Below are 25,042 nucleotides of genomic sequence, written 5' to 3'. Positions count from 1 at the left end.
GCTGGCGCGACGCAGCCAGTGGTGGCGCGTCCGATTGGCTGATGTGGTTCGTCTGTATACGTCTACTTCACATCTCAGCCAGTAAAATCCCACAAATCGAGGTTTAATTGACGTCCACCCGGATCCCCTTCCCTACAGATTGCACGGCGACGTCGAACCTGTCGATCGATCGAATTACTACTCACCAAAACGAAAGCCCTGCTCACGCAGGGCTCGTCAACATTGGCGCGATTAATTTTTACTAATCGCGTCAGCCATCAGCCTTGCTTTCTCCAAGCCATATTTTTCAGTTAAGGCTTTTTTCAAAAGCTCCCATTGCCTCCGGGAATCCGCGGCTGCGGTGTTAAAGGCATTTTTGAAATTATTCGGCGAAGCCAAGGATCGGTTGTCGCCCTGGCTATCTTTTTGCATGTCCTCCGACTCGCGAATTCTATTAAAACACTTGCTTTGATATTCCTCGTCCCCATAAACCCAGCAACCCGATGCCAAGTCCGCAGGAAGCCGATCTTTTGAGCTATTTATTTTCTCCTTCAGAGCCTGATCTGCTTGCGCGCCGTTCGGATCCGAGAATGTATTTCTATATTGCCACAGGGAATAAATTTCCAGCAAGGGGGCCGGCGTCGGGGCAAGATCAAGCCCCGGAGGATTGGTTATGCCAATAGGCATCGCGGGGTTCGCCTTGTCGGCATAATTTGTATGGGCATAGAAATCAGTCGTCGCATGAAGGATACGCCCAAAATTTCTCAGAACGACACATTTTGCCCTCAAATCCTGGCTGGCTCCCGAGGGTTTGTAATTGCCCATCTTCCAGACACCATTTACATAAGTCCCTTTAACCCAGGTCCACTCGTTATTATTTGCACAATCTTTCGAGTTGATCAGCTGAGTGGTGTCAATTACATATCCGGAGCCTGCGGGTAAAATGAGTTTGCCAGATGCCTTCACGGCAGCATCCAGGTAACGAACCATATCCCTGGCGCACTGATTAAAGTACTCATTCGCCTGCTCCCTTGAAATCGGGTATGGTTTCCCGCCATTATTTTGGGTGCTTAGATAGTCCCCTCCATCACAATGTGCGGGCAAGTTATACCATTGATCACTATCAGGCCTCATGAGTTCTCTGGTGAGATTGCTCATCGTCTTGTTGTCAAAAATATCGCCAGATGATTTCAGCCCATCCGAGACAGCTTGTTTGTGATTGGATTCGTTATACGCATAACTCACTGTTGCGAAACATAGAGTGCTGATGCAGGCAATTCCAGCCGCGATGCGTGATAAAAGTTTTTTCACCCGCAACATACGATTACCATCCATGGTACCCTTCTCCCTCAGCAAAAACACACAGAGCGCTCAAGTCGCGACTATCCGCATTGAAAAATGCACGCCTATGAAGGCATTTTATTATTTGCATGAAACCTTCTCGTAATGCATAAGATATTCGACGTCAATTTGACCGCGAGCGACATTGCATTAAAAATTAACTGCAATCGAATAAAATCGCTGCCATTGGCAACCAGGCCAAGATAGGGAGAGGGATAATCGAGGTGAGCGAAATTGCCAATCCAAGAGAGGCAATGTCGTATAAATCGGCAAACTATTGATAAAAATAGATGCCCCCGCCGTTCGCCTATAACTAGACAGGTATGGCGTATCTGGTCAGCCTGCGCTGGAACAACTCCACATCCCGTGGCGAACCTGCGGACATCGACTTCCCCGGCCCCTCACCGCGCGAGCCGATGCGATGCGATTGCATACGCCTCATCGAGCGTCGCGACCACGCGATTAGGCACGCCCGACGTCTGCATGGTCCGGCGGCAGTGCATGATCGCAGCGGCGCGCCGCACTGCGTCGGACTCCACGAATATCCGGATCTTGCAGAGCCGTAGAACAATGGCTTGATGCTGGGCCAGCCAGTGCGCTCGCCGTTCTCGCGCGGCGTCGGTCTCGTCAGGCAAGGTGCCGTGATGGATCACGGCAAACGGCGAGGATTGCGCCAGCAGCACGACCATCTCGGATTCCCACTGCGGCTCGAAGTCGGGCCCCAGCCTATCGACCCGCACGTTCACGAATGGAAAGCAGCTGACGTCGTGTATCACGAAGGCGGATGGATCGTTCACCATCGTCGTATGCAGATCAAGGTTTGCATTCATAGCTAGGCGATCGATGTCCTGGATTGGCCACCGCGTGCTCGTCTCTCTATCGATCCAAGGAGCACGTCTTGTCGATGGTTTGTAAATGAAAAGTAATCATCCTGCACACCTAACCGTCAGATCCTACCCTGACAAATTTTATGTCTGCCAGCCATTACCCGCCTCGCACGACAAGCCTTCACTATCTTTAACAAATTCCTTTCATCTGATGAGCGAAACGCGCGCGATACATCCCTATCCCGTTCCTGATCATGGAGCGGAACCGTTCCCATTTTTCCGGGGCGCGGCATGTTTTTCACGGGGCGCGTTCGATCTGAAGGTCGGTGTGTCGGTGCACGCGAAGCCCGTCATCCATCCCATCGGCCTGAGCCCCGTTTGCCGGCGCGTGCGCGACGATTTCGCGGCCATGATGGTGGGCGGCATCGGCGTGTTGATCCTGCGGGCGCTACATCCCCTGGCGCTCGCCGGAGTACTGGATATCTGATTTCCCAGCAGGACCTGGAGGGCGGCTCCGCAGCGCAGTTCGTTGCGGGCACAACCTACTGAAGCCTGCGGGGTGCAGGCGGCTATCGCGGCGGCAACCCACTGAGCCTGATCCACGAGGGGATCGAGGCTTATGGACGGCATGCCCATTCCATCCAGGCATTCCGCTGCATCGCCGCCTGCTACGGGACACATGTCACAGCGAGCGCCTGCTGCTCACCTCATCGCCTCGGCTGAAAACCCTATTGGACAAGTGCACGTCAGCTTCTATTGCGAGCGCTGGTTGGGGATGCTGGTGGTCGAGGTGACGAAATCGGGGCCGCGCCTCCTGGGGCGAGCCGTGGTCCACCTCAAGATCGGCGGCGTTCAGCAGCAGTTGGCAGTTGGCAATCGGCGAGCCGCTTCAGCGTGACCGCCGCGCCGGCTTCGGCCGCGCCCGGCATCGCAGCGCCGAGCAGCGTCCGATTGAGCAAGTCGCGACGCGAACTGCCGCAGATGGCAAGAATCCTGATGCCGGTGATGTCCCCAGGACTGAATCGAAGCGGATTCACGAACACATGTCCGAGGCGCTCGCGTTTTTTCATCTCGCGCGCGCGGCGCGCCGACGCCCGGTTTTGGCGCACGCTCACCCAAGCGCTTTCCTGCCTGATTCAGGCGTGGTTCGAATGCGTGGCATGCGCGGGTTCTTCCGGGCGCACGCCCCTCTTCTTTTCGCGCGGCGCGCGGAACTCCGCCAATTGCCAGGCGACGAGCCCCGGCACGTAGAACAGCAGATCGCGCACGCGCCGGGCGCCCGCGAGCGCCAGACAAGTCGGGGCGTCGAAGCCGAGCAGCGCGCCGATGAGGATGAAGCCGCCCTCCTGCACGCCCAGGCTGCCCGGCACGAGAAACGCGACGCTGCTGAGCATCTGGATCAACGCCTCGATCACGAACGCCTGCGCGAACGTGGCGTCGGTGCCGAGGACATGGAGCGCGGCCCAGATCTCGAGCGCGAAGCCGGCGCATTGGAGCGTCTGCCAGACGAACAGATAGCGGATGACGATACCCGTTCGACGCCAGATCAGCTTGATCGACTGATCGACGCGCACCGATTGCCCGAGGAGCGCGAGCATCTTGCCGCTGGTGAGACGATTGAGCGTTCCCGCCATGCGTTCGAACGGCCGGGCATGCTGGGCGAGCGCGAACAGGATCAATACCGGCACGAGGCCGGCGATACTCCATACGAATGTGCCTGCGAACCGCGTCGCCTGGGAATTCGCCTGACCCAGCAGGTAGCCGCACGCAATCAATGCGAACACGACCTGGCTGATCAGCGTGAGTTGCGTGTCGACGATGAGGCTGGCCATCGCGGTCCCCGGCCGCACCCTGTCGAGACGCAGCAGCCGGAACGCGACGATCTCGCCGCCGATCCGGGCCACGGGCAGCAGCCCGTTGATCGACTCCCGGAGCCAGACGAACCTAAGCATCGTCGTAAAGGACGGACGTTCGGCCGGGCGGATGAGCGAGCGCCAATCCCAGGCGTTCGCGCACATGGGAAGGAGGTGGAGGCAGCCGGCCAGCACGAGGCCGAAACCCGCGTCGCGCATCAGCGCCCACACGGCCGCCGGATGGTCGCGCCAGACGAGCCACGCGGCAATTGCCAAGCCGGCCAGGGCGGCGATACGGCCTGAATGCTTCATCAGTGATGCTCTCTTGCGTTCGGTGTCAGCGATTCGTCGGGTTGTCGGCTCACTTCTCATGGACCAGCGACAGCATGCCGTTGTCGTCCACGCGGAATCGCGTTCCGCGCCACACGACGCCCGACGAGAAGAAGCTTGCCACATAGATCGCGAATTGCACCATGTCCCACAGCGGCAGCCACGGCAGCCCGTGCGTGCGATGCCGCGTGGCCCGGTCGACCTGCCTGACCAGCAGCGCGCGCCCCAGCAGCGCCGCGCCGGCCAGCAGCCATGCCGCGCCGGCTCCGCCTGAAAAGGCGACCGCGAGCATGGCGAGCGCGAACGGATGCATCAGGACCGCGCCCAGATGACCCGAGCGATCGGCTGCGCGAATCGTGCGGCTCCACCGCAACTCATGGAGAAAGAGCTTGGCGAACGTATTCTCGACGCAGGCATGCCCGACCACGATGGGCGGAATGGCCACGGTCGCGCCGCAGCGCCGCACCGCTTCGCCGATCGCGTGATCTTCCGCGAGGTGATGGGCGAATTGCGCGAGACCGCCGATACGGGCGAGCGTATCCCGCGTCATGGCGATCGACTGCCCGAAGCAAGGCCGCGCGCGGCCCAGCGCCAGGCCGGTGATCACGCCGGGCAGGAAATGATAGTCGGTCAGCGACGCCGCCACGCGCGACCAAAAACCCGGCGCGGGCATGCCCCGGTAAACCAGGGTCACGAGGCCCACGCCCGGCGCCTGCAGCGCACCGACGACATGGCGCAGATAAGCCGCGTCGACGCGCACGTCGCTGTCGGCGAAACACAGCACGTCATGCTCCGCGAATTCGAGCATGTTGACGAGATTGGCGATCTTCCGGTTGGGCCCGTAGAGCCGCGCATCGGCGACGACGCTGATGGCGGCGTCGGGATAGCGCAGGCGCAGCGCCGCGATCGCGCCCAAGGCGGGGTCCGCGGCGTCGTGCACGCCGAACAGGTATTGGATCGGCCCGGGATAGTCCTGGTCGAAGAAACTGGCGAGATGGCCCTCCAGTTGCCATTCGTCGCCGTGCAGCGGCTTGACGATCGTCACGCCGGGAAAATGCGTCGGGGCGGTCGCGCCGCGCGCGAAGAAGCGTCCGACGAGCCTGCTCGCGAACAGCGTATAGACGATGCCGAGCGCCGCGCCGATCCCGAGCGTCACGGCGATCGATTCGGCCAGCACGTGCAACAGCATCGTGTGCCGCATGGCGATCGTCGCCGCGATCGCGACGCTCACGGCGAATATCAGCGCCAATGCGCCGCTCCAGATGCCGTCCCGATGCGGCCGGTTCATCACGCCTCGTGCGCGCGCAGGAAGCGGAAGAATTCCACGCCTTCGCGCAGGCGGCGCTTCATCATCTCCCAGCTCGTCAGCATCTCGCGCACGATCTCCCAGATCTTCGACGGCCGGAAGTAGAACTCGCGATAGAACTGTTCGAGGTGGTGATAGATCTCGTCGCGCGACAGGTGCGGATAGCCGATCGCCGCGAGCTGCACGCCTTCCTTGCTCACCAGGTTGATGGTCTTGTTCTCTTCCATCCAGCCGTTCTCCACGGCCTGCTTGTAGAGCGTCGTGCCCGGATACGGCGCGGCGAGCGACACCTGGATCGTGTGCGGATTGATCTCCTTCGCGTATGCGATCGTCTTCTCGATGGTCTCCTGCGTCTCGCCCGGCAAACCGAGGATGAAGGTGCCGTGGATCTTGATGCCGAGCTGCTTGCAGTCCGCGCTGAAGCGGCGCGCGAAATCGGTGCGCACGCCCTTCTTGATGTTCACGAGGATCTGGTCGTCGCCCGATTCGAAGCCGACCAGCAAGAGGCGCAGGCCGTTCTCCTTCATGATCTTGAGCGTCTTGTACGGCACGTTCGCCTTGGCGTTGCACGACCACGTCACGCCGAGCCTGCCCAGCCCGAGCGCGATCGCTTCGGCGCGCGGCGCGTCGTCGGTGAAGGTGTCGTCGTCGAACATGACCTCCTTCACTTCCGGCATGTTGTCGCGGATCCACTTCACTTCCTCGAGCACGTTCTCCACCGAGCGCACGCGGTAGCGATGGCCGCTCACCGTCTGCGGCCACAGGCAGAAAGTGCAGCGCGACTTGCAGCCGCGCCCCGTGTAGATCGACACGTACGGATAGTTCAGATAGCCGATGAAGTAGTTGTCGATCTTCAGGTCGCGCTTGTAGACCGGCGCGACGAACGGCAGCGAATCCATGTCCTCGAGAACCGGACGCGTCTCGTTGTGCTCGATCGAGCCGTCCCGGGCGCGCCACGACAGGCCCTTGACCTCGGCGAGCGGCCGGCCCTCGGCGATTTCCTTGCAGGTGAAGTCGAATTCCTCGCGGCACACGAAGTCGATCGCGTCGGTCGCCGTGAGCGAATTGTGCGGATCGACCTGCACCTTCGCGCCCACCATGCCGATCAGCATCGACGGCTTCATCTTCTTGAGATCCTGCGCGAACATCGCGTCGGTCGGGAACGACGGCGTGCTCGTGTGGATGATCACGAGGTCGTAGTCGTTGGCGATCTTCAGGGTCTCCTCGACCGACAGGCCGTCGGCCGGCGCGTCGACGACGCGGCTGCCCGGCACCAGCGCGGCCGGCTGCGCGAGCCAGGTCGGGTACCAGAAGGAACGGATTTCGCGCTTGGCCTGGTAGCGGGAGCCCGCTCCGCCGTCGAAGCCGTCATACGAAGGGGCCTGCAGGAACAACGTTCTCATGTCGTGGGACGCCGCGCGACGGATCGCGAACCGGCTGTTCAGTGTGTGTTCAGGATGCGAGGAAAAGACGCCGGACGTCATGCGCCGTGGTGCGGGTGCGCGCCGCTGCTAGTCGGTACGCAGGGGGGTGAATTTTCTCCGGTTGAACCGCACGTGGAGCACGACCAGTGCCCGCTGGGGGCAACGGCTGGAAAGCGTCACGATGTCGCACTGCGCGTCGCCGAATCCGATGTGGTCTCCCGCCAGCGCTGAACGAAACGCCGCTTCGGCCCATCTGCGGGCCAGCACGACCGCCGCGACGACCCACACTACTACGCCAATGCGAAAAACTGATGACGTGAACAATGTCTCCGGCGCATCGAACACGAGCATCGTCCCTAGTACGATAGCCTGTATTAGCACCGTTGCAAGTGACGCGACGAGCAGGTAGGCGCGCCATTGATCAACCGTGGCCGGGCTCATGCGATGCGGCTCCCGCGATGCCTTGCCAATATGCAGGGTTGCGAAATCATTACGCAATCCATTCCAATTCATGCATGAGGTGATCAATTTCAGGGGAGCGGCCGATCCGTTCGGCCGGTCGCCCGATGCTACCGGGAATAGCTGAAGGAAACCTTAAGCTTTCGCCCGAGAGCGGGATCCGCGGCGCGCTTACAATGGCAACGCGTGACGTCGCAGGGCCAGGATGCGGGTGGGCCATGCGGCGGCGAACCCGTGCACCGCAGCGCTCTTCGCTCATGAAAATTCTTCTCGTCGAGGACGACGACCTGATCGGCAGCGGGCTGGAAATCAGCCTGGGTCAGGCCGGCTACCACGTCCAATGGGTCCGCAATGGAAACGATGCCATGCAGGCGCTCGCGGCCCACCGCCATGCCCTGCTCGTCCTGGATCTCGGCCTGCCCGGCACGTCCGGCGCGGAGATCCTGCGCGCGCTGCGCTCGGCGGGCGACGACATCCCCGTGCTGGTTCTCACCGCGCGGGGCACGGTCGCCGACCGAGTGCGCGGGCTCGACGCCGGCGCCGACGACTACCTGGCCAAACCGTTCGAGCTGTCCGAAGTGCTCGCCCGCTGCCGCGCGCTCGTGCGCCGCTCGCAGGGGCGCAGCCAGGAGACGATCGTGTGGCGCGACCTTGCGGTCGATCTCGTCACCCGCACGGCCACGCGCAACGCCGTCCGCGTGTCCCTGACGATCCGGGAGTGGTCCATCCTGACCCAACTGATCACCCATCAAGGCGTGCCGCAATCGCGCGAGCGGCTCGAAGCCCATCTTTATGGGTGGCAGGACGGCGTCGAAAGCAATGCCATCGAGGTGCACGTCTCGAATCTGCGCAAGAAGCTCGGCAGCGACCTGATCCGGACCGTGCGCGGCGTCGGGTACGTGATGGACAAGCCATGATGTCGCGTTCGATACGCCATCGGCTTTCGTTGATGGTCCTGTCCTGCGTCGCCGTCGTCTGGATCGTGGCCGTGTACAGCAGCTTCCGGCACGCGTCGCGGGAAGTTCAGGAATGGCAGGATGCCCGCCTCGTCGAATATGCCGCGCTGATCGCCCGGCTCGACCGCGCGGATCTCGTTCAATTCGCGCGCGTCCCGATCGACGCCCGCATCGAGCTCGCGCGCCCCGGCGCCCCGCGACGCGCCGACACCGACGGCGACCGTCAGCCGCGCGACGTCCTTTACGAGGTATCCGACGCGACGGGCGCCGTGCTCGCGTCGAGCCTGCCCCGGGGCGCCGCGGCGCTCGACAGCGGGCCGGAGGCGCGCACGCGGCCGCGCGACGTCGCCATCGACGGCATCGTCTGGCGGATCTTCGCGCTCCACGACACCCCGACGGGGCGGACCATACGCGTCATGGAAACGGCCAATACCCGCAGCGACATGGCGACCGGCACGGCGCGGCGGATCGTCCTGCCGCTGCTCGCCGCCCTGCCCGTGCTCGCCTTCCTGCTGTGGGTCGCGATCGGCCGCAGCCTCGTTCCGCTCAAGGCCCTCTCGGACACGATCCACGCGCGCGACGCCGATTCGCTTGCGCCGCTCGGCATCGCGGGCGTGCCGAACGAGGTTCGAACGCTGGTCGACGCGATCGACCGCCTGCTCGCCCGGCTTCGTCAATCGAGGGTCCGGGAACGCGCTTTCACGTCCGACGCGGCTCATGAATTGAAGACGCCGCTCGCGGCGATCAAGGTGCAGGCGCAGGTCGCCCTCTCGAACACCGATCCCGCGCTCCAGCAACTTGCCATGCAGCGCGTCGTGCAAGGCGTGGATCGCAGCGCCCGCCTCGCCGAGCAGCTGCTTTTGCTGGCCCGGCTCGACGAATACGAACGCGTGCCGGCAAGCGCCGTGGCAATGGCGGCGCTCGTCGAGGAAGCCGTCGCCCGCCGTGCCCCGGCCGCGCGCGAGAAGTCCATCACCCTTGCGATCGTGCGGGAGTCGGGGCGAGCGATCCAGGCGGATCCGGTGCTCATCGGCATCCTGATCGACAACCTGATCGACAACGCGATCAAGTACGGCACGCCGCAGGGGCGCGTCGAGGTGCGGCTGACCGACCGCGAGGCCCGGTCATGCCTTGCCGTGCTCGACGATGGCCCGGGAGTGGCCGAGGCCGAGCGCGCCCGGCTCACCGATCGCTTCTATCGCGGCGCGACCGGACAGGCGTCGGGCAGCGGGCTCGGCTTGTCGATCGCGGAACGCATTGTGCGTTACTTCAATGGAAGCCTGCGGTTCGAGACCGGGCTGGACGGCCGGGGGCTCGCCGTCATCGTCGAGTTCCCTCGTCTTGCGGAGGCGTCGGTCGATGGGCGGCCGGGTGGGAATGCAGATTCCGCGCAGCGTGCGATACCGCCGTCTTGACGCCGCATCCCGGCCAGGCCGGCCGGCGCGGCATGATCCGGACTTCATGACGGCCCGATTGGTATTACAGTGCGCATTCCTCCCACGCGAACCCAACCCCGCCATGAACCAGGCCCAGCGACATTACGACGATCTTCTCGCCGCGCATTACGTGTGGATGAACGGAGCGGAGCCGGCCGGGAAGGCGCTTGAGCAAGCGAATCTCCTGACCGATTTGGGCATCGGCACGACCGGCGAGGGTATCGCCGTCGATCTCGGCTGCGGGCCGGGCTATCAGTCCCTCGCGCTCGCCCGCCTCGGCTACGATCCGGTGATCGCCATCGACAGCAGCCGCGATCTCCTGGCGGAGCTGGACGCGGCCCGGACGGACGAGCGGATCAGGACCGTGTTCGCCGATCTGCGCACCTTTTCGACGCGGGTCGAACGGGGTTCGGTCAGCGTCGTTGTCTGCATGGGCGACACGCTGACGCACCTGGAAAATCACGCGGATGTGCTGCAACTCTATCGCGACGCCTACGACGCCCTGGCGCCGGGCGGGCATCTCGTGCTGACGTTCCGCGATCTTTCCCGGGAGCTGGTCGGGCTCGATCGCTTTCTGCCCGTGCGAGCGGATGACCAGCGCATCATGACGTGCGTTCTGGAGTATGAACCGGAGCACGTCGTGGTGAACGACCTGATACACATTCGTGAAGAAAACGGATGGACGCTCTACAAGAGCAGCTATCGCAAGCTGCGTCTTGCGCCTGCGGAACAGGTGGCGGCGTTGGCGCGCCTCGGCTTCGAGATCGACCACGACAAGCCGATCGGGCGCATGCACGCGATATCCGCCCGGAAGTAAGCGGCGCTGCACCGACCGCATCCGGATATCCCGGGCGCACCGGCATTCCCCGGCCTGCCGGCGCGTCCGCACGTATCGCTGCACGGCCTTCACCTCAAGGACGAGGCCTCGATTCCGGCCCGATCGGGGCGCAGCGAAATCACGCCCCTGCCCCCGACCGGCCGGTCGCAGGGTTCAGCGCGGATCGATCAGCGCCGGCCGTCGAAGGCCGGACGCTCGAACACGCCGAGACGGTCCGGTTGCATGCGGTTCGCAGACGTTCAATCAGGCCATCTGCCCGGCATCGCCTCGTCCGACAGGAGGTCGATATGCGGGGTGTCGACGTCCACGGCGATCCGCATGGCGGGCTGAAACCGCAAGCGGATCTCGCCGGTGGGCTCCTGGCCCCGAACGAGGCGTCAGCGGCGCGCATGAGGTTCGCACTGCAATACCCGCGCCGAGGCAAACCGACGGCGTGGACGAAGCGCGGCATGCGCATGCGCCGGACGGCCACGCGGCGCGCCTGTCCCGTCACCCGCCCCAACACCGCCGGCGATGCCTCCGGAAGCCGCGTGAGCCGCGACACGGCGGACAGCACGATCACGCCCGCCTGGATCGCGAAGCCGACCACGGCCGCCCATACGCACGCCTCGATCCCATAGCGCGCGGCGACTCGTCCCTGCCGCCGCGCCCAGCGGACGCGCGCCGTAACAGGAACGGCAGCGTCTGCGCCGTCTGCAGGAAACCCGTCTGGCCGGCACTCGCGCCGAGCGTCAACACGGCGAACAGCGGCGTCACCGCGAGACCGATCTGCTCCGCCGATAGCGCGGCGAGATTGGACAGCGCGAGACGTTGAAACGGAACGGGCAGTGCGTGCTTCACGGGAATATCTCGTGGACGTACGTCCAGGTGACGGAATGTCCGCCACCCTGCGCCGTCCCGGGATTCGTCACACTCGTTCTGTCGCGCTTGAATTCCCCGGCCGGTGGGCGCCTCGGCGCGCACCCCGGGGATAGAGGAGTGCTGACATCCAGCACTGCATTCTTTCCTGGAAGGCAATAGTAACCGCCGGTAACCGCGCGGCTGCGGAAAATGCTTTCGTCTGTTTTAAGCGGGAGGAATCGCGGCCGTTAACGGGTTACGGCGTAGGGCATTTCATGTCCGCGCGTTATCGCCTCCCGTTGATCAAAGGTTCCATGAAGCTCAGCTACAAGATTCCCCTCGCTTTCGCCGCCGCCCTGCTGCTGATGTGCTCCGGCGCCCTGTACGGCATCCATATCCTCAATCGCTCGATCGATACCTTCACCAGCGAGGTGCAGACGAACGTGGCCGACGAGCGGCTGGTCTCGGCCATGCTCGTGCAGTTCAAGCTGCAGGTCCAGGAATGGAAGGACACGCTGCTGCGCGGCAAGCAGACCGCCAAGCTCGATCAGTACTGGAAAGCATTCCAGACCCGCGAACGCGCGGTCGACGCGCTCGCGGCGCAACTGGCGCAGCAGTTGCCGCCCGGCGACAGCCGCGCGCTCGTCGAGCAGTTCGCGCGCGCGCACACGGCGATGGGCGACGGCTACCGCCGCGGTTTCGCCGCGTTCCAGGCGGCCGGATTCGATCCCACGGCCGGCGACGCGGCGGTGGCGGGCGTCGATCGCGAGCCGTCGGCGCTGCTCGAACACGCCGCGAAGCTGATCGCGAGCCGCAGCGCCGAGGTGTCCGCGCGCGCGGGCGACGACGCGCGCCTCGCGACGATCGCGAGCATCGTGCTGATGCTGGTGGTGCTGGCCGTCGCGATGCTCGGAGCCTTCCTGTTCAGTCGCGCGATCCTGAAGCCGCTCGACGCGGCGGTCGCGTGCGCGAAGGCGGTCGCCGACGGCGACCTCACGCGCGAAGTCGACGCCGCCGGCAAGGACGAGATCGCCGATCTGTTGCGCGCGCTGCGCACGATGCAGGCCGGCCTGTCGGCCGTGGTGCTCGAGGTGCGCACCCATGCCGAATCGGTGGCGACCGCGAGCGCGCAGATCGCGGCCGGCAACCACGACCTCTCCGCGCGCACCGAATCGCAGGCGGCGTCGCTCGAAGAGACCGCGGCCAGCATGGAGCAGCTGACGGGCGTCGTGCAGCAATCCGCCGAACACGCGCAGCACGCGGCGCAGCTCGCGCACGATGCGTCCGGCATCGCGGCATCGGGCGGCGACGTGATGGCGCAGGCGGTCGACACGATGGGCGGCATTGCCGACAGCGCGGCCAAGGTCGGCGAGATCATCGCCGTGATCGACGGCATCGCGTTCCAGACCAACATCCTCGCGCTGAACGCGGCCGTCGAGGCCGCGCGCGCGGGCGAGCAGGGGCGGGGGTTCGCGGTCGTCGCGGCCGAGGTCCGTACGCTCGCGCAGCGCAGCGCCGCCGCCGCGAAGGAAATCAAGACGCTGATCGAACACTCGACGCAGCGCGTCGACGCGGGCGCGGCGCTGATCGGCCGCGCGGGCGAATCGATCCGCGAAATCGTCGGCGCGGTGCAGCGCGTCACGGCGATTGTCGGCGAGATCTCGGCCGCGTCTCAGGAACAGAGCGGCGGCATTCACCAGGTCAACATCGCGGTCACGCAGATGGACGAGGCCACCCAGCGCAATGCGGCGCTGGTCGAACAGGCCTCGGCCGCGACCCAGGCGCTCGCGGAGCAGGCGGGCGCGCTGCGGCACGCGGTGGCGGTGTTCAGGCTGCCCGAAGCGGCGCGGACCTGAACCGAGCGCGCCGGCACGCATCCACAACGCGGGCCCGGCGCGCCGGCACGCGTCGATCGGCGCACTGAAATGCCCCGCGCCGCCGCGCACACCGCATGGCGCCGATTCGCAGGAGCGCGTGCCACGCACCGTGCCCGGCGATCACGGGCCGCGCACGAGCAACGTGCTTGCCGGTCGCGCCGCCGCGCACGGAGCCCGCTCGTGCAGCCCGGCCACGCGCGGCGGGTCGCCCCACCCGGCCCCGCGCATCCCGCGCATCCCCGCTGCGCATTCGCCGGTCGCAGATTTTTCTTCACGCGCAGGCGTCGCCGGCCGTCCTTGCCTCAGTCCCGCCGAACCTTCCGGCGAGCACGCCCTCTGTGTCCCTCACCGTGGAGAACGCCATGCCTGAAGCACCGCCCCGCCCATGCAACCGCCCCGCCGCGTCGCGGCGCCTTCCGGCCGACGCGCGCAGGTGCGCGCATGCAACGGGAGCCGGCCATGCCTGACGAATCGCTCACCCCGCAGTTTCGCCAACTCGCGGAGCAACGCCTGGGGCAGCCGCTGACGCCCGAACTGGAGCGGTGGCTGCTGCAGCAGATACGACAGCAGCCGGCTTCGCCCGATGCGACGCCCGGCGCCCCGCGCGCGGCGAACGCCGCCGCGCCGGGGGCGAACAACCGCCAGGCCGTGCGCCAGCAGATGCGTCACTTCCTGCAACTGAACCAGCAGCGCGCCTACGAGAACATGCGCGGCATTCTGCAAACCATCGACACGCAGAACGCCACGACGCAACGGCTGCTGGAAAACGAACAGCAGAAGGTGGCGGGCATGGTCGACGCGGGCGAGCCCGCCGCCGCGCCGCCGCCGGCCGACGGTGCGGCCACGCAGGATGCGACCCGGCAGGCGCTCGAGGCGATCGCCGAGCATCTGGCCGACCTGATCCGCCAGGAAGTCGAGCGCAGCTTCGTCATCCATCTGGCGCCGCTCGCGCAGCAGGTGAACGAGATCCACGCGTGGCTCGCTGCGCTGGGCGCGCAGGCCGCGACCGTCGCCGCGCCCGCACCGGCCGAACCGTCGCCCGCGGTTCACGCGCCGCCTGACGAAGCGTCCTTGGAATAGCACCTGGGACACGCGGCGCGACGCAGCAGCGGCAGGCTCCCGGTGTGCGATCCCTCAATGTCGTCACCTGAACCAAGGAGCAAAAGATGTCGGATACGTGCCAAGTGTGCCAAGTCAATCCCGCGATCACCGATGCGGTCACGCAAGCGAACGTGAAGGTGGTCGCCGAAGCGCCGGCGATGGCGATGGGTTCGCTGTATCAAGCCCAGAGCCATTCGCTGAGCATCCTGTTCGAGAACGCCGTGCAGCAGCAATCGCAGGCGGCGATCCAGTCGCAGACCTCGACCAACGTCGGCACGATGCAGCTGTACACGATCGGACCGGAAAGCGCGGGCGCGGCGGCCACCGAGATCGGCTCGAACGGCATCCTCGCCGTGCTGGCCGACGTGATCGCCATCGGCAAGACCATCGGCGGCACCGCCTGACGCGCGCCTCACGCGCGGCGGCCCGATGCGGCGGGCCGCCGTCGCCGGCGCGCGAGCCCTGCGCGCCGCGCGATGCGTCGCTCCCATGCTTCGTCACCCCCTATTGATTCCGCTGTGCGCAGCGCCGGCCCACCGTCGCGATGGCCAGCCAACCAGGAGATTCGTCCATGCCCACCCCTGATCCGACCACGCCCACCACGACCACGCCCTGCAAGGCATGCGGCGTGAATCCGGCGATCACCGACGCGGTCACCCAGACCAATGTGAAAGTGGTCGCGGAAGCCCCCGCAATGGCGATGGGTTCGCTGTACCAGGCGCAGAGCCACTCGCTCGGCATCCTGTTCGAGAACGCCGTGCAGCAGCAATCGCAGGCGGCGATCCAGCTGCAGACCTCGACCAATGTCGGCACGATGCAGCTATACGCGCTCGGCGCGGAGAGCGCCGGCGCGGCCGCCACCGAGATCGGCACGGCCGGCGTGCTGTCCGCGCTGGCCAGCGCGATCGCGCTCGGCAAGGCGCTCGGCGGCGGCGCGTAAGCGCCCGTCGGCGGCGCGTAAGCGCCCGTCGGCGGCCGGCCGGACCCGGCCGCCGTTGATGCCGGCCGCCGCCGCATCCCGGCGGCGGCCGGTTCCGCGCGTGGACGTTCCCATTCGCGCCCTCCCCGCCCCCTTCCCTGCCATCGAGGAGCAACGCCATGCCAGATCAGGTCTCCCCCGCGATCACCGATGCCGTCACCCAGGCCAACGTCAAGGTCGTGGGCGAGTCGCCCGCCGTCGCGCTGGGCACGCTCATGCAGTCGAATGCGCACGCGACGTCGATCCTGCTTCACAACGCCGTGCAGATGCAGGCGAACCAGGCGGCCGCGAACATGGCCGCGACCACCGTCGGCATCCTGCAGCTCTATGCGGGATCGCCCGTGGGCGTGGCGGCAGCCGCGCGCGCGGCGAACCAGAACCCGCTGGCCCAGCTCGCGCCGATCGCCCAGCTGATCACCGCGCTGAATCCCCGACGCGGCTGACGCATCGGGCGGCCCTGCGTGTCGATGCGCGGCGGAGAGCCGGCGCGAAGCCGGGCGGCGGCCTGCCGTTCTTCTTCCGCCGGGGTGGCCGGCTCGTCCTCCAGGCGCTGCCCGCCGGCGCGCGCCTCGCGATCGATGCGCGTGCATCGAATCAGGACGAATCCGATTCGGCGCCGATGCCCGCGCGCCGATCGCGGCGGACTCTCCGGAAGGCTATCCGGGCCGCCGTGACGCCCGGACGGCCGCGCCGCCGGCGGGGCGTTCGGGCAACCCGGCCGTAAGCCGGACATCCCGGATCTCGGGTGCGCGAATTCCGGGGGCGCCGCTCGCAACCGGGCAGGCCCGGACGACTTCGGGGAAACGCCGCAGCCGGTCTTCGCATCCGCGTCCGAGGCCGCGATAGCGACGACACCGACGCCACCGAGGCCGCTTCCCGCCCGCGACGCTTCGCCCTCCACCACGGTCTCGTACGCGCCTTCCCACGCTCAGCGCAGTCACGCCCCTTCCGCCGCCCGCCGCCCTACCTGTTCTGGTAGGTATTCGAACCCCCTTTTCACACCGTACGGACACGGACGTTTTTCCGCTGAGTGGAGTGGCCAGATCAACCTATACAACTGCGTACGGAGACCATGTCAGCTCTCGCCCTTGCCCAGCCTCAGGCGTCATCCGCGTCGTCGATACTCGACACGCTTCCCGATTCGCTCCGCCTGCATGTCGAGCAGCATCTCGCCCCGCGCTCGGGGCGCGGCAATCGCCTGCTGTTCTTCAAGGGCGATCCCGAGGACTTCATCGCCTTCGTCCAGCAGGGCCGCGTGTACAAGACGCTGCACGAACCGGGCGGGCGGGAAATCATCGTCGGCCATTCGCTGCCGGGCGAGATGATCGGCGAAAGCGCGCTGCTCGGGCCGCATCGCCGCAGCTTCACCGCGCAACTGAGCCCCGACTGCCGGATCGCGCTGCTGCATCGCGCGTACTTCGCGCCGCTGCGCGCCAACGTGGAGTTCATGGCCCGTATCCACGAGCAGCTCTGCCGCCATGTCCACGAGCTGAGCGACTTCGTCGAATCGGCTTGCCTGTACCGGCTGGAGGCGCGGCTCGCGCGCTATCTGCTGGATCCGATGCACGGCGGCAGCCAGGAAATCCTGCTGCCCGCGAACCAGGCGATTCTGGCCGCGATGCTCAATGTCAGCCGGCCGCGCCTCAATATCATTCTCCAGAAACTACAGCGCGAAGGCTTTATCCGTTTGCATCGGCATGGCTTGACGATCGAAGCGCCGGAGCGGCTGCGCTCGATCGTGGCCGGCAATCAATGAACGGGTTCGGCGCGCGGCCGGCGAAGGCGCGGTGTTACCTGCATAACTGCGCCCCGCATGGCTTCGCCGGGATCCTGTGTTTTCCACCCATCAGGAAAATACAGGATGAAATCCTCGAATCCATCCGAGACTCGGACTGATCCGCTGCTCACCGAACAGCTCGATCGCACGTGGCGGGAAATGCAGGGGAAACTTCGCCGCCGCGCCCGCCTTTTATGCAAGGGAGACATCCACCGCGCCGATGAATTGATGTCGGATACCGCGCTCAAGGTGCACCTCTATCTGCAGCGCTCCCCGGAGCGCGTGCAGAATCTCGCCGGCTTCCTGTTCCTCGCGCTCAATCACGCGTTTCTCGACCACGCGCGTCGCCGGCACCGGGAAAGCAGCGTGATCGAATTCGACGCCGACTGGGATGAAGATCACCTGATCGAACTCGCCGGCCACGCGCCGTCGGTCGAACATCAGCTGTTGCTGCGCCAGCAGCTGCTGCGTCTCGAACATGTGCTTGCCGCGCTCACGCCGCAGCAGCGCACGCTGTTCTCGCTCAAGTTCGAGGAGGAGCGGCCTTATCTGCACATCGCCGCGACGCTCGGGATCAACGAGCCGCTCGCACGCAAACGGGTGGAACTGCTGCGCAAGAAGCTGAGGGCCGAACTGGGGTGAGGATGGCCTCGCGCAAAGGACGTCGCGCGGATTGCCTCGCCCGGATTCACAAGCGTCGGCCGGCCGCGTCCGTAATCGCAGAGGGCAACGCCGCTTCGTCGGCCGGCCCGTTTCCTTCCATCCGCCGCCGCACCCGAGATCCGAGGAGGCCTCGTGGCAGACAAAGTCAACGAACAGATCACCGACGCGCTCACGCAGACCAACGTGAACGTCGTCGCGGGATCCCCGGCCCAGGCACTGGGCATGCTTTACCAGATGTTCGGCCAGGCGGTCGGCATCTCGGCGCAGAACATGACGCAGCAGCAGGCGGCGCTCAACCAGATTTCCAATGCAGTCGTATCCAAGGCCGTGGCGATGATCCTGTCCGTCGAGCCGTCGGCGAAGAGCCCGACGGCGGCCGGCCAGCCGGCTCGGGACGCGGCGACCTGACCACGGAGACGCTTGAACAATGACGAGGAAGACCACTCCGCCCGCCCGACGCGGCGCCCCCGCGCCCGAGGCGCCCCCGCCGCCCGACCCGGTCGGCGCGCTCGCGCCGCCTGCGCCGCTGGCCCGCGCGTGGCCGGCGAGCCGCCTGAAGCAGTTCTCGGGCGCGCTGCGCGCGCCGGACCCGGCGGGCGCGCCGACGCTGTTGAATCGCCAGAGCATCGAGTCGGTGCAGGCGATCAACGCGGAAACGGCGGCCTACGCGACGACCCAGATCGCGGTCGGCCCCAACATGATGATCACGCAGGCGGGCGGCATGGTCGCGCAGGCGGCCGCCAACTACTTCGAGGCGTCGGCGTCGCTGGCGATCGCCGGCAAGAGCGTGCTCATGAAGGATCTCGCGCAAAAGACCATCGACGAGGACGCCGGCGGCATGGCGATGGATGCGATGGGGCTGCTGCTGACCGACCTGTTCGTCGCGACGGCGGCGATGGTCGCGGGCGCCGCCGAGGCGATCGAGGGCGAAGCGGCCAGCATCGCCCTCGACAAGATCGATCAGAGCCTGCAGAAGTATCAGGCGCTGCTCGACAAGAAAGGCGCATGACGCGCCGTGCGCCGCGCGGCGCACGGCCTGCTCAATTCAGGCTTTGATTGACGACGAGCCCGCTGTGCAGCGCGCGCACGCCCTCGACGCGCTTGGTCGTCGCGACCGCCGCGCCGATCTCGTGGTTCGAGCCCAGGTCGCCCGTCAAGGTCACCGCGCCCGAGGTATCGGCGCGGACCTGGATGCGGGTGGGCGTACGGATGGCGCGATCATGCGAGAGCGCGGCGACCACGCGGCCTTCCAGTGCGTTGTCCTCGGGCAGCGGCGCCTGTTGTTGCGCGCGAGCGCCCGGCGTCAGCGCGAGCATGGCGACCATCAGTGCGGGAGCGAATCGATGCGTGTTCATTGCGTGACCTCGTTCGGTTCGGGGATGCCGGCGATGCGGCGGGAATGCGACGATGCGACGGCGGGCGCCGCTCAGGCGCCGGTGTGCTTGCGGATCGCGTCCGCGGCCTCGCCGGCCTTCTCCTGCAGCTTGCCGGCGGTCTTCTCCGCCTGGCCCTCGGCCTGCGTGGTGCGATCGCCCGTCACCTTGCCCAGCGTTTCCTTGACCGCCCCCTTCACCTGCTTGAGCTTGCCTTCGATACGGTTCTTGTCCATGGTTCACTCCGTTGAAATCAGGAAAGGCGGCTCGGCGCGTCGCATGCGCGTTGCCGTCGAGTCACCATGATTCCAGTCGTGAAGGGCATGCGACAGTGACAGATGCCCCAGCGCGGCTAGTGCATCCGCACCGGGTACATCCACACCGGGTGCATCCACACCGGGCGGGTGGATCCATCGGGAATGAGATTGCGGGCGAAGAATAAAACGCGGTCGATGCCGATGCCTGCGCCGGGGCGCTCCCGGCATCCGCCGCGCCGTGCCGGCGCGAGCCGGCCGCCCCTGCATCGCGCGCCGACCGCGGGATCGGCGCGCCCCCCGCGCATGCTAAGCCACCGACGACCGGAATCCGTCGCGCAGCTCGCGCTTGAGCACCTTGCCGATCGGGCTGCGCGGCAAGGCGTCGATCACCACCACGTCCGCGAGCCGCTGCGTGCGGCCGAGCCGCGCATTGGCCCATTCCGCGAGCGCCGCTCCCGTCGCGCCCGCGCCGTCGCGCAGCGTGACGAAGGCGACGGGCGTCTCGCCCCAGCGCTCGGAGGCCACCCCGACCACCGCCGCTTCCGCGATGTCCGGATGCGTGACGAGCACCTGTTCGAGGTCGCTCGGATAGATGTTGAACCCGCCCGAGATGATCATGTCCTTCTTGCGGTCCATCAGCACCAGGAAGCCGTCCGGGTCGAAGCGGCCGATGTCGCCCGTGCGGATGTAGCGCTGCCCCTCGGCGTCGAACCACTCCGCCTCGGCCGTCTTGTCCGGCTGCCGGTAGTAGCCCGTCATCATCGTCGGCGAGCGGCCGACCACCTCGCCGATCGCGCCCGGCTCCAGCTCCCGGCCCTGCTCGTCGATGATGCGCATCTCGTGGCCGGGCATCGGCTTGCCGACCGTGTGCAGCTTGTCCGGATGCGCGTTCGCGCACAGCTCGCACGACGCGCCGCCCTCGGTCATCCCGTAGAACTCGCTCAACACGCCCGGCCAGCGGCGCACGACCTCGGCCTTCACGCCGGCCGCGAACGGCGCGCTCGTGCACGACTTCGCGAGAAAGCTCGACAGGTCGTAGCGATCGAAGTCCGGATGCGCGATCAGCCGCTGATACTGCACCGGCACGAGCATCGTGTGGGTCGCGCGATGGCGCTGCGCCAGTTCGAGGTACGTCGTCGCGTCGAACTTCGGCATCAGCACCACGGTGCCGCCGAGGGCGAGCGTCGGGAAGAACGACACGAGCGTGGTGTTCGAATAGAGCGGCGTCGCGGTCAGCGTCACCGAGCCCGGCCCGTAGCCGCGCTCCGCGCCGCGCGCGCTGTAGGAAAAACGCATCGCGTGCGACTGCACGATGCCTTTCGGCACGCCGGTGGTGCCCGACGAATAGATGAGGTTGAATGCCCACTCGGGGCGGATCTCCACCCGCCGCGCGGCCGTGCCGGCCGGCGCGAGCCAGGTGTCGAACCCGGGCGCGGCGGGCGTGCCCGCCGTGTCCAGGCGGATCAGGGTCGGGCCGGCCGGCAGCGCGACCGCCTCGAGCGCCCGCTCGACCGGCTCGTCGAGCAGCAGCACGCGTGCGCCGGCATTGGCGATCATCGCGGCCAGGCTGTCCGGATGCGCGCTCGGCGACAGCGGCGCGACTGCCGCGCCGGCCCGCAGCGCCCCGATGAAGGCCGCGACATAGCGCGGCGATGCGCTCGCGCAGATCGCGACGACCTCCTCCGGCGCGATGCCGTCGCGCTGCAGCGCGCTCGCACAGCGTTCGGCCAGGGTATCCAGCGCGGCGTAGCTCAGCGTCTCGCCGTCGCACACGAGCGCGGGCGCGTCGCTGCATGCCCGCGCATGATGGCGCACCGCATCGGGGAGGCTTACGAACGGCAGGCCGGCGATTTCGATCGTTGCAGTCGTCATGGCGTCACGCTCCCGGTTGCACGATGACCTTGCCCTTCACCGCCCGGCCCGCCATGCGCGCGAGCGCGTCGGCCGTGCGCGCGAGCGGCACGCGTTCGGTGATCGCCGGCCGCACCCGTCCCTCGGCGAACCAGGCGGCCAGCAGCTGCATGTCCTCGGCGTAGTGCGCCGGCGCACGCCGCATCGCGTCGCCCCAGAACACCCCCAGGACATCGCGCTCCTTCAGCAGCGTCAGATTGAGCGGCAGCTTCGGAATCTCGCCGTTCGCAAAGCCCACCACCAGGTAACGCCCGCGCCACGCGGTCGCGCGCAGCGCGGCCTCGCTGTACGCGCCGCCCACGGGATCGTAGACCACGTCCACGCCGCGTCCCTGCGTGAGCGTGTCGACGCGCCGCCGCAGATCCTCGTTGCCGTAGTGAATGAACTCGTCGGCGCCGGCGTCGCGGCACAGCGCGAGCTTGTCGTCGCTCGAGGCGGCCGCGATCACGCGCGCGCCCAGCGCCTTCGCGATCTCGACCGCCGCGATCCCGACGCCGCCCGCCGCGCCGAGCACGAGCACGGTCTCGCCGGCTTGCAGCCGCGCGCGCCGCTGCAACGCATGCAGCGACGTGCCGTAGGTCAGCACGAACGCCGCGCCCTGTTCGAAGTCCATGCCGGCCGGCAGCGCCATCAGCCGCTCGGCGGGCGCGACGCACTGCTGCGCGAAGCCGCCGTAGCCCGGCGACGCGATCACCGCGTCGCCCACGCGCCAGCCGCGGACGTCGGGCCCGAGCGCGTCGATCACGCCCGCGAACTCGGCGCCGGGCGAGAACGGCAGCGCCGGCTTGACCTGGTAGAGGCCCTGCGCGATCAGCACGTCCGGAAAATTGAGCGATGCGGCCTTCACGTCGATCCGCACCTCGCCGGCCGCGGGCGTGGGCGCCGGCGCGTCCTCGACCCGCAACTGGTCAAGCGGCCCGAATGCATGGCAAAGCAGTGCTTTCATGTGGCTTGTCTCCCGATGCGGCGCGCGGCCCGCGCGCCCGATGTCCGATCGCGCGCCAGCCGGCCCGCGTCATCTCGTCTTCCGCCTTCGTATGCTGCCGCGGCCATGATAGCCATTCCCCACCGCGGCTGCGTCGAGCATGCGCTGGAACGCATGTTTGAAACGGAGGCGTCTGCGCGCGGGCGGCGTCTTCGGCATTCCGGTTCGCCCGCCGGGCAATTCCGCGTCGATGTCATTTCATTGACGGAAAAATCGATTTTTTACTTCCGCTCGATTCGCGGGTTTCATTGTTTCAAATTCCAATGAATTAATTTTCGTCTTTTTCGTTATCCCTGCCAATTCCAACAGGTGTATCGCATTTATCCACGCGTTAATGTATTAATCATCATCGACGGAGAATCCCGTGGAACAATACACGACCGATTTCAATGTGCTGACATTCGGCGATGCGCAGGCGAGCGCGGATCTCGCGCCGATTGCGCACTGGGCGGAACAATTCCTGTGCGCGCCGCATCCGGCGGTGGGCCGCAGCGGCGACGTCTGCCCGTTCACGCGCGCCGCGATCATGAAGAACACCTTCGAGTTCGTGTGCAGCAATGCGCGCGTCGAAACCGGATTCGTGGAGGAACTCCTCGACCACCTCGGCGATTTCGAACGCAGCGGCGGCCCGGGCGATCTCTATCGCTGCCGGCTGATCGTGCCGCTGCGGCTCGCGGAGCCTGCCCGCGTGGTGGCGGCCGCGCAGCAGCGCCTGAAGCCGACGTTCGTGGCGCGCCGTCTCATGATCGGCCAGTTCTATCCGGACTGCGACGAGCGCGGGCTTTGGAACCCCGAGTTCCGTCCGCTACAATGTCCCGTCCCGTTGATCGCGATCCGCAACATGGTCCCCACCGATGTCGCGTTCCTGTACGACGACGCCAGCTACATGGCCACCTATCGCGACTGGTTCGCCGAGCGTGGGACCCGGGTCATCCGCCAGTACGAACAGCAAAGAGGGCTCGCGCAGTGAGCACGTCGTCATCCGCCGTTGAAATGCGTTCGGGGCTGTTTCGCACCAGCCTGTATGTCGAGAAGCTGAAGCTGGCGTTCAGCCAGTTCTTCGTGAAGTCGCCCGAGGGCGAACTGCTGTGCGTCGAAACCGGCATGCGCGCGACCTTTCCCGAGCTGGCGCGGCAACTCGGCGCGCTCGGCCTGTCGGCCGCGCAGGTCGGCAGCATCGTCGTGCCGCATTTCGAGGCCGACGAGATGGGCGCGCTGCCCGAGTTCCTCGCCGCCAATCCCCGCCTCACCGCCTACGCGCACCCGATCTGCACGCACGCGCTCGCCGATCTGTTCGAGGTGCGCGCGAAGCCGCTCAAGGACGGCGCGCCCGTCACGCTGTCCGGCACCGAGGTCGTGCCGCTGTTCGCGACGCACGTGCACCAGTGGGATTCGCTGGTCGTCTACCTGCCGGCGTACCGGACGCTGCTGTCGTCCGACCTGTTCATGAGCCACGGCGATGTCGCAACGCCGCACGACGATCCGGTCGCGGCCATCGTCGCGTCGATCGAGAAGTCCGGCTACCTGCCGTCGCTGCGTCATTTCGCTGCCGCGCTGCGCAAGATCCGGGCGCTCGATCTCGATCTGATCCTGCCGATGCACGGCCCGGCGATCACCCACGACATTCCGCGCGTAATTTCGGACCTGCTCGACTACTGCGAGCAGGCGTCGACCGCCGAGGCGCGCCGCGCGTGATCGACTGGAAACTGCTCGTCACGTTCGCGGCGACCACCTTCCTGCTGAACCTGACGCCCGGCCCCGCCGTGATGCAGGTGATCGGCCAGGCGATGACCAACGGCTGGCTGCGCGCGCAGGCGGGCGTGCTCGGGATTCTCGCGGGCAATCTCGTGTATTGCGCGGCGTCCGCGCTCGGCCTGAGCGCGATCCTGTTCGCGAGCCCGACGGCATTCGACATCGTGAAGTACGCGGGCACCGCGTATCTCGCCTGGCTCGCGCTGAAGATCCTGCTCTCGCGCGGCGGCGCGCAGGCGCTGGCGCAGGGGCGTCGCGAATCCGCGGGCGCGCTGTTCGGGCGCGGCGCGCTGCTCGCGCTGTCGAATCCGAAGTCGATGCTGTTCTTCTGCGCGATCCTGCCCACCTTCGCCGGCAACGCACACGACATTCCCAAAACGATCGCCTGGCTCGGCGCGGCCGCGCTCGCGATCGAGTATCCCGTGCTGCTCGCCTACAGCGTGACCGCCTCGTTCGCGCGCCGCTGGACCAGCCGGCCCGGCTTCGCGCGCGGCCTGAGCCGCGTCAGCGGGCTGATGCTGCTCGGCGCGGCGGTGCTCGTCGCCCGCACGTCGATGTAAAGTCCGTGCGTCGCGCGGCCTTCCCTCCCTTCGCGCTCCCCGTCCCGCTGCGCATTCGCACGCTCGAATCGATCGTGATTCACGTCACCAAAGATTCATTGGATTAAATTCCAGGATCGTTTAATTTGAGCAAGCCTGATTAAAAAAGCATGAGCGGTGATTAAATCGACCGCTTCGAATCACGTCTGTTTCCATTCCGATTCCATCAAGCGACGAGG

General features: G+C 66.5%; 28 protein-coding genes and 2 pseudogenes. 18 read left to right on the top strand and 12 right to left on the bottom strand.

Going from position 1 to position 25,042, the window contains the following annotated elements:
* Window positions 1–231: 231 nt before the first annotated feature.
* Together Bsp3421_RS21170 and Bsp3421_RS21165 are read right to left on the bottom strand one after the other, a co-directional pair.
* Window positions 232–1,314, bottom strand: coding sequence for a hypothetical protein (locus Bsp3421_RS21170; RefSeq protein ID WP_274003111.1), 1,083 nt, complete (start codon window positions 1,312–1,314; stop codon window positions 232–234).
* 407 nt (window positions 1,315–1,721) lie between these two features.
* Complete coding sequence (locus tag Bsp3421_RS21165; RefSeq protein ID WP_274003109.1) at window positions 1,722–2,120, bottom strand: hypothetical protein; 399 nt, start codon at window positions 2,118–2,120, stop codon at window positions 1,722–1,724.
* A gap of 406 nt (window positions 2,121–2,526) precedes the next feature.
* On the opposite strand from Bsp3421_RS21165, the pseudogene Bsp3421_RS21160 reads away from it, so the two are divergent.
* Window positions 2,527–2,628, top strand: a pseudogene (locus Bsp3421_RS21160) (oxygenase MpaB family protein); the annotation flags it as partial.
* Window positions 2,629–2,983: 355 nt separating this feature from the next.
* On the opposite strand, the gene Bsp3421_RS21155 reads toward Bsp3421_RS21160, so the two are convergent.
* From Bsp3421_RS21155 to Bsp3421_RS21135, 5 genes are all read right to left on the bottom strand, one after another.
* Window positions 2,984–3,262 carry a hypothetical protein gene (locus tag Bsp3421_RS21155; protein WP_274003108.1) on the bottom strand — a complete coding sequence of 93 codons (279 nt, stop codon included), beginning with the start codon at window positions 3,260–3,262 and terminating at the stop codon, window positions 2,984–2,986.
* A gap of 21 nt (window positions 3,263–3,283) precedes the next feature.
* A complete protein-coding gene (locus Bsp3421_RS21150; protein ID WP_274004311.1) occupies window positions 3,284–4,312 on the bottom strand; it encodes a lysylphosphatidylglycerol synthase domain-containing protein in 1,029 nt (342 codons plus the stop codon).
* A 49-nt stretch (window positions 4,313–4,361) separates the two neighbouring features.
* Window positions 4,362–5,531 carry a bacteriohopanetetrol glucosamine biosynthesis glycosyltransferase HpnI gene (hpnI, locus tag Bsp3421_RS21145; protein WP_443111593.1) on the bottom strand — a complete coding sequence of 390 codons (1,170 nt, stop codon included), beginning with the start codon at window positions 5,529–5,531 and terminating at the stop codon, window positions 4,362–4,364.
* An 86-nt stretch (window positions 5,532–5,617) separates the two neighbouring features.
* Window positions 5,618–7,039 (bottom strand): hopanoid biosynthesis associated radical SAM protein HpnJ, encoded by a 1,422-nt coding sequence (gene hpnJ / locus Bsp3421_RS21140; RefSeq protein ID WP_274003107.1) that lies wholly within the window; start codon window positions 7,037–7,039, stop codon window positions 5,618–5,620.
* Window positions 7,040–7,147: 108 nt separating this feature from the next.
* On the bottom strand, window positions 7,148–7,573 hold the full coding sequence (locus Bsp3421_RS21135; RefSeq protein WP_274003106.1) for a hypothetical protein: 426 nt from the start codon (window positions 7,571–7,573) through the stop codon (window positions 7,148–7,150).
* 203 nt (window positions 7,574–7,776) lie between these two features.
* Here Bsp3421_RS21135 and Bsp3421_RS21130 point away from each other — a divergent pair, with 203 nt between their 5' ends.
* The 4 genes from Bsp3421_RS21130 (at window position 7,777) to Bsp3421_RS21115 (ending at window position 11,369) form a co-directional block, all read left to right on the top strand.
* Complete coding sequence (locus Bsp3421_RS21130; protein WP_274003104.1) at window positions 7,777–8,436, top strand: response regulator; 660 nt, start codon at window positions 7,777–7,779, stop codon at window positions 8,434–8,436.
* Window positions 8,433–9,890, top strand: coding sequence for an ATP-binding protein (locus Bsp3421_RS21125; protein WP_274003103.1), 1,458 nt, complete (start codon window positions 8,433–8,435; stop codon window positions 9,888–9,890). The genes Bsp3421_RS21130 and Bsp3421_RS21125 overlap by 4 nt, the downstream gene beginning before the upstream one ends.
* A gap of 103 nt (window positions 9,891–9,993) precedes the next feature.
* Window positions 9,994–10,728: a class I SAM-dependent methyltransferase gene (locus tag Bsp3421_RS21120; protein WP_274003102.1), complete on the top strand. Its 735-nt coding sequence runs from the start codon at window positions 9,994–9,996 to the stop codon at window positions 10,726–10,728.
* 308 nt (window positions 10,729–11,036) lie between these two features.
* Window positions 11,037–11,369 carry a hypothetical protein gene (locus Bsp3421_RS21115; protein ID WP_274004461.1) on the top strand — a complete coding sequence of 111 codons (333 nt, stop codon included), beginning with the start codon at window positions 11,037–11,039 and terminating at the stop codon, window positions 11,367–11,369.
* Between the two features lie 46 nt (window positions 11,370–11,415).
* On the opposite strand, the pseudogene Bsp3421_RS21110 reads toward Bsp3421_RS21115, so the two are convergent.
* Window positions 11,416–11,595, bottom strand: a pseudogene (locus Bsp3421_RS21110) (MFS transporter); the annotation flags it as partial.
* A gap of 308 nt (window positions 11,596–11,903) precedes the next feature.
* Here Bsp3421_RS21110 and Bsp3421_RS21105 point away from each other — a divergent pair.
* The 9 genes from Bsp3421_RS21105 (at window position 11,904) to Bsp3421_RS21065 (ending at window position 18,995) form a co-directional block, all read left to right on the top strand.
* On the top strand, window positions 11,904–13,445 hold the full coding sequence (locus tag Bsp3421_RS21105) for a methyl-accepting chemotaxis protein (protein WP_274003101.1): 1,542 nt from the start codon (window positions 11,904–11,906) through the stop codon (window positions 13,443–13,445).
* Between the two features lie 480 nt (window positions 13,446–13,925).
* Entirely contained in the window at window positions 13,926–14,546 is a 621-nt protein-coding gene (locus Bsp3421_RS21100; RefSeq protein WP_274003100.1) for a hypothetical protein, read from the top strand.
* Between the two features lie 86 nt (window positions 14,547–14,632).
* On the top strand, window positions 14,633–14,971 hold the full coding sequence (locus Bsp3421_RS21095) for a RebB family R body protein (protein WP_274003099.1): 339 nt from the start codon (window positions 14,633–14,635) through the stop codon (window positions 14,969–14,971).
* A 167-nt stretch (window positions 14,972–15,138) separates the two neighbouring features.
* Window positions 15,139–15,507, top strand: coding sequence for a RebB family R body protein (locus Bsp3421_RS21090; protein ID WP_274003097.1), 369 nt, complete (start codon window positions 15,139–15,141; stop codon window positions 15,505–15,507).
* Window positions 15,508–15,665: 158 nt separating this feature from the next.
* Complete coding sequence (locus tag Bsp3421_RS21085; protein WP_274003095.1) at window positions 15,666–15,989, top strand: RebB family R body protein; 324 nt, start codon at window positions 15,666–15,668, stop codon at window positions 15,987–15,989.
* A gap of 587 nt (window positions 15,990–16,576) precedes the next feature.
* Entirely contained in the window at window positions 16,577–17,302 is a 726-nt protein-coding gene (locus tag Bsp3421_RS21080) for a Crp/Fnr family transcriptional regulator (protein ID WP_274003094.1), read from the top strand.
* 180 nt (window positions 17,303–17,482) lie between these two features.
* Window positions 17,483–17,965: an RNA polymerase sigma factor gene (locus Bsp3421_RS21075; protein WP_274004309.1), complete on the top strand. Its 483-nt coding sequence runs from the start codon at window positions 17,483–17,485 to the stop codon at window positions 17,963–17,965.
* A gap of 153 nt (window positions 17,966–18,118) precedes the next feature.
* Window positions 18,119–18,394, top strand: a complete 276-nt coding sequence (locus Bsp3421_RS21070) for a RebB family R body protein (protein ID WP_274003092.1) — start codon at window positions 18,119–18,121, stop codon at window positions 18,392–18,394.
* 19 nt (window positions 18,395–18,413) lie between these two features.
* The gene (locus Bsp3421_RS21065; RefSeq protein ID WP_274003091.1) at window positions 18,414–18,995 is read left to right on the top strand and encodes a hypothetical protein; all 582 of its coding nucleotides are present in this window, start codon (window positions 18,414–18,416) and stop codon (window positions 18,993–18,995) included.
* A gap of 31 nt (window positions 18,996–19,026) precedes the next feature.
* On the opposite strand, the gene Bsp3421_RS21060 is transcribed toward Bsp3421_RS21065, so the two are convergent.
* From Bsp3421_RS21060 to Bsp3421_RS21045, 4 genes are all read right to left on the bottom strand, one after another.
* On the bottom strand, window positions 19,027–19,341 hold the full coding sequence (locus Bsp3421_RS21060; RefSeq protein ID WP_274003090.1) for a BON domain-containing protein: 315 nt from the start codon (window positions 19,339–19,341) through the stop codon (window positions 19,027–19,029).
* Between the two features lie 71 nt (window positions 19,342–19,412).
* Window positions 19,413–19,595, bottom strand: a complete 183-nt coding sequence (locus Bsp3421_RS21055; protein ID WP_274003088.1) for a CsbD family protein — start codon at window positions 19,593–19,595, stop codon at window positions 19,413–19,415.
* A gap of 327 nt (window positions 19,596–19,922) precedes the next feature.
* On the bottom strand, window positions 19,923–21,488 hold the full coding sequence (locus Bsp3421_RS21050; RefSeq protein ID WP_274003086.1) for a class I adenylate-forming enzyme family protein: 1,566 nt from the start codon (window positions 21,486–21,488) through the stop codon (window positions 19,923–19,925).
* A gap of 4 nt (window positions 21,489–21,492) precedes the next feature.
* Window positions 21,493–22,473, bottom strand: coding sequence for an NADPH:quinone oxidoreductase family protein (locus Bsp3421_RS21045; RefSeq protein WP_274003085.1), 981 nt, complete (start codon window positions 22,471–22,473; stop codon window positions 21,493–21,495).
* A 105-nt stretch (window positions 22,474–22,578) separates the two neighbouring features.
* On the opposite strand from Bsp3421_RS21045, the gene Bsp3421_RS21040 reads away from it, so the two are divergent.
* The 4 genes from Bsp3421_RS21040 to Bsp3421_RS21025 all read left to right on the top strand — a co-directional run bounded on the left by Bsp3421_RS21040 (window position 22,579) and on the right by Bsp3421_RS21025 (window position 24,824).
* A complete protein-coding gene (locus tag Bsp3421_RS21040) occupies window positions 22,579–22,779 on the top strand; it encodes a hypothetical protein (protein WP_274003083.1) in 201 nt (66 codons plus the stop codon).
* 97 nt (window positions 22,780–22,876) lie between these two features.
* Window positions 22,877–23,482 carry a DUF6875 domain-containing protein gene (locus tag Bsp3421_RS21035; RefSeq protein ID WP_274003080.1) on the top strand — a complete coding sequence of 202 codons (606 nt, stop codon included), beginning with the start codon at window positions 22,877–22,879 and terminating at the stop codon, window positions 23,480–23,482.
* A complete protein-coding gene (locus Bsp3421_RS21030) occupies window positions 23,479–24,207 on the top strand; it encodes an MBL fold metallo-hydrolase (protein ID WP_337995312.1) in 729 nt (242 codons plus the stop codon). Before Bsp3421_RS21035 ends, Bsp3421_RS21030 begins: the two co-directional genes overlap by 4 nt.
* Window positions 24,204–24,824, top strand: coding sequence for a LysE family translocator (locus Bsp3421_RS21025; protein ID WP_274003078.1), 621 nt, complete (start codon window positions 24,204–24,206; stop codon window positions 24,822–24,824). Before Bsp3421_RS21030 ends, Bsp3421_RS21025 begins: the two co-directional genes overlap by 4 nt.
* Window positions 24,825–25,042: the final 218 nt, after the last annotated feature.

The sequence above is a fragment of the Burkholderia sp. FERM BP-3421 genome, from assembly GCF_028657905.1.
Taxonomy (GTDB): domain Bacteria; phylum Pseudomonadota; class Gammaproteobacteria; order Burkholderiales; family Burkholderiaceae; genus Burkholderia.
The sequence above is the reverse complement of the archived record's forward strand: the minus strand, read 5'-3'. Positions and strand labels throughout refer to the sequence as shown.

Excerpts from the sequence above, each read along its gene's own strand:
- Bsp3421_RS21170 (WP_274003111.1), bottom strand. The coding sequence starts at position 1,314 with ATGGATGGTAATCGTATGTTGCGGGTGAAAAAACTTTTATCACGCATC.
- Bsp3421_RS21165 (WP_274003109.1), bottom strand. The coding sequence starts at position 2,120 with ATGGTGAACGATCCATCCGCCTTCGTGATACACGACGTCAGCTGCTTT.
- Bsp3421_RS21150 (WP_274004311.1), bottom strand. The coding sequence starts at position 4,312 with ATGAAGCATTCAGGCCGTATCGCCGCCCTGGCCGGCTTGGCAATTGCC.
- hpnI (WP_443111593.1), bottom strand. The coding sequence starts at position 5,531 with ATGCGGCACACGATGCTGTTGCACGTGCTGGCCGAATCGATCGCCGTG.
- hpnJ (WP_274003107.1), bottom strand. The coding sequence starts at position 7,039 with ATGAGAACGTTGTTCCTGCAGGCCCCTTCGTATGACGGCTTCGACGGC.
- Bsp3421_RS21135 (WP_274003106.1), bottom strand. The coding sequence starts at position 7,573 with ATGAATTGGAATGGATTGCGTAATGATTTCGCAACCCTGCATATTGGC.
- Bsp3421_RS21130 (WP_274003104.1), top strand. The coding sequence starts at position 7,777 with ATGAAAATTCTTCTCGTCGAGGACGACGACCTGATCGGCAGCGGGCTG.
- Bsp3421_RS21125 (WP_274003103.1), top strand. The coding sequence starts at position 8,433 with ATGATGTCGCGTTCGATACGCCATCGGCTTTCGTTGATGGTCCTGTCC.
- Bsp3421_RS21120 (WP_274003102.1), top strand. The coding sequence starts at position 9,994 with ATGAACCAGGCCCAGCGACATTACGACGATCTTCTCGCCGCGCATTAC.
- Bsp3421_RS21115 (WP_274004461.1), top strand. The coding sequence starts at position 11,037 with ATGCGGGGTGTCGACGTCCACGGCGATCCGCATGGCGGGCTGAAACCG.
- Bsp3421_RS21105 (WP_274003101.1), top strand. The coding sequence starts at position 11,904 with ATGAAGCTCAGCTACAAGATTCCCCTCGCTTTCGCCGCCGCCCTGCTG.
- Bsp3421_RS21100 (WP_274003100.1), top strand. The coding sequence starts at position 13,926 with ATGCCTGACGAATCGCTCACCCCGCAGTTTCGCCAACTCGCGGAGCAA.
- Bsp3421_RS21095 (WP_274003099.1), top strand. The coding sequence starts at position 14,633 with ATGTCGGATACGTGCCAAGTGTGCCAAGTCAATCCCGCGATCACCGAT.
- Bsp3421_RS21090 (WP_274003097.1), top strand. The coding sequence starts at position 15,139 with ATGCCCACCCCTGATCCGACCACGCCCACCACGACCACGCCCTGCAAG.
- Bsp3421_RS21085 (WP_274003095.1), top strand. The coding sequence starts at position 15,666 with ATGCCAGATCAGGTCTCCCCCGCGATCACCGATGCCGTCACCCAGGCC.
- Bsp3421_RS21075 (WP_274004309.1), top strand. The coding sequence starts at position 17,483 with ATGCAGGGGAAACTTCGCCGCCGCGCCCGCCTTTTATGCAAGGGAGAC.
- Bsp3421_RS21065 (WP_274003091.1), top strand. The coding sequence starts at position 18,414 with ATGACGAGGAAGACCACTCCGCCCGCCCGACGCGGCGCCCCCGCGCCC.
- Bsp3421_RS21060 (WP_274003090.1), bottom strand. The coding sequence starts at position 19,341 with ATGAACACGCATCGATTCGCTCCCGCACTGATGGTCGCCATGCTCGCG.
- Bsp3421_RS21055 (WP_274003088.1), bottom strand. The coding sequence starts at position 19,595 with ATGGACAAGAACCGTATCGAAGGCAAGCTCAAGCAGGTGAAGGGGGCG.
- Bsp3421_RS21050 (WP_274003086.1), bottom strand. The coding sequence starts at position 21,488 with ATGACGACTGCAACGATCGAAATCGCCGGCCTGCCGTTCGTAAGCCTC.
- Bsp3421_RS21045 (WP_274003085.1), bottom strand. The coding sequence starts at position 22,473 with ATGAAAGCACTGCTTTGCCATGCATTCGGGCCGCTTGACCAGTTGCGG.
- Bsp3421_RS21040 (WP_274003083.1), top strand. The coding sequence starts at position 22,579 with ATGATAGCCATTCCCCACCGCGGCTGCGTCGAGCATGCGCTGGAACGC.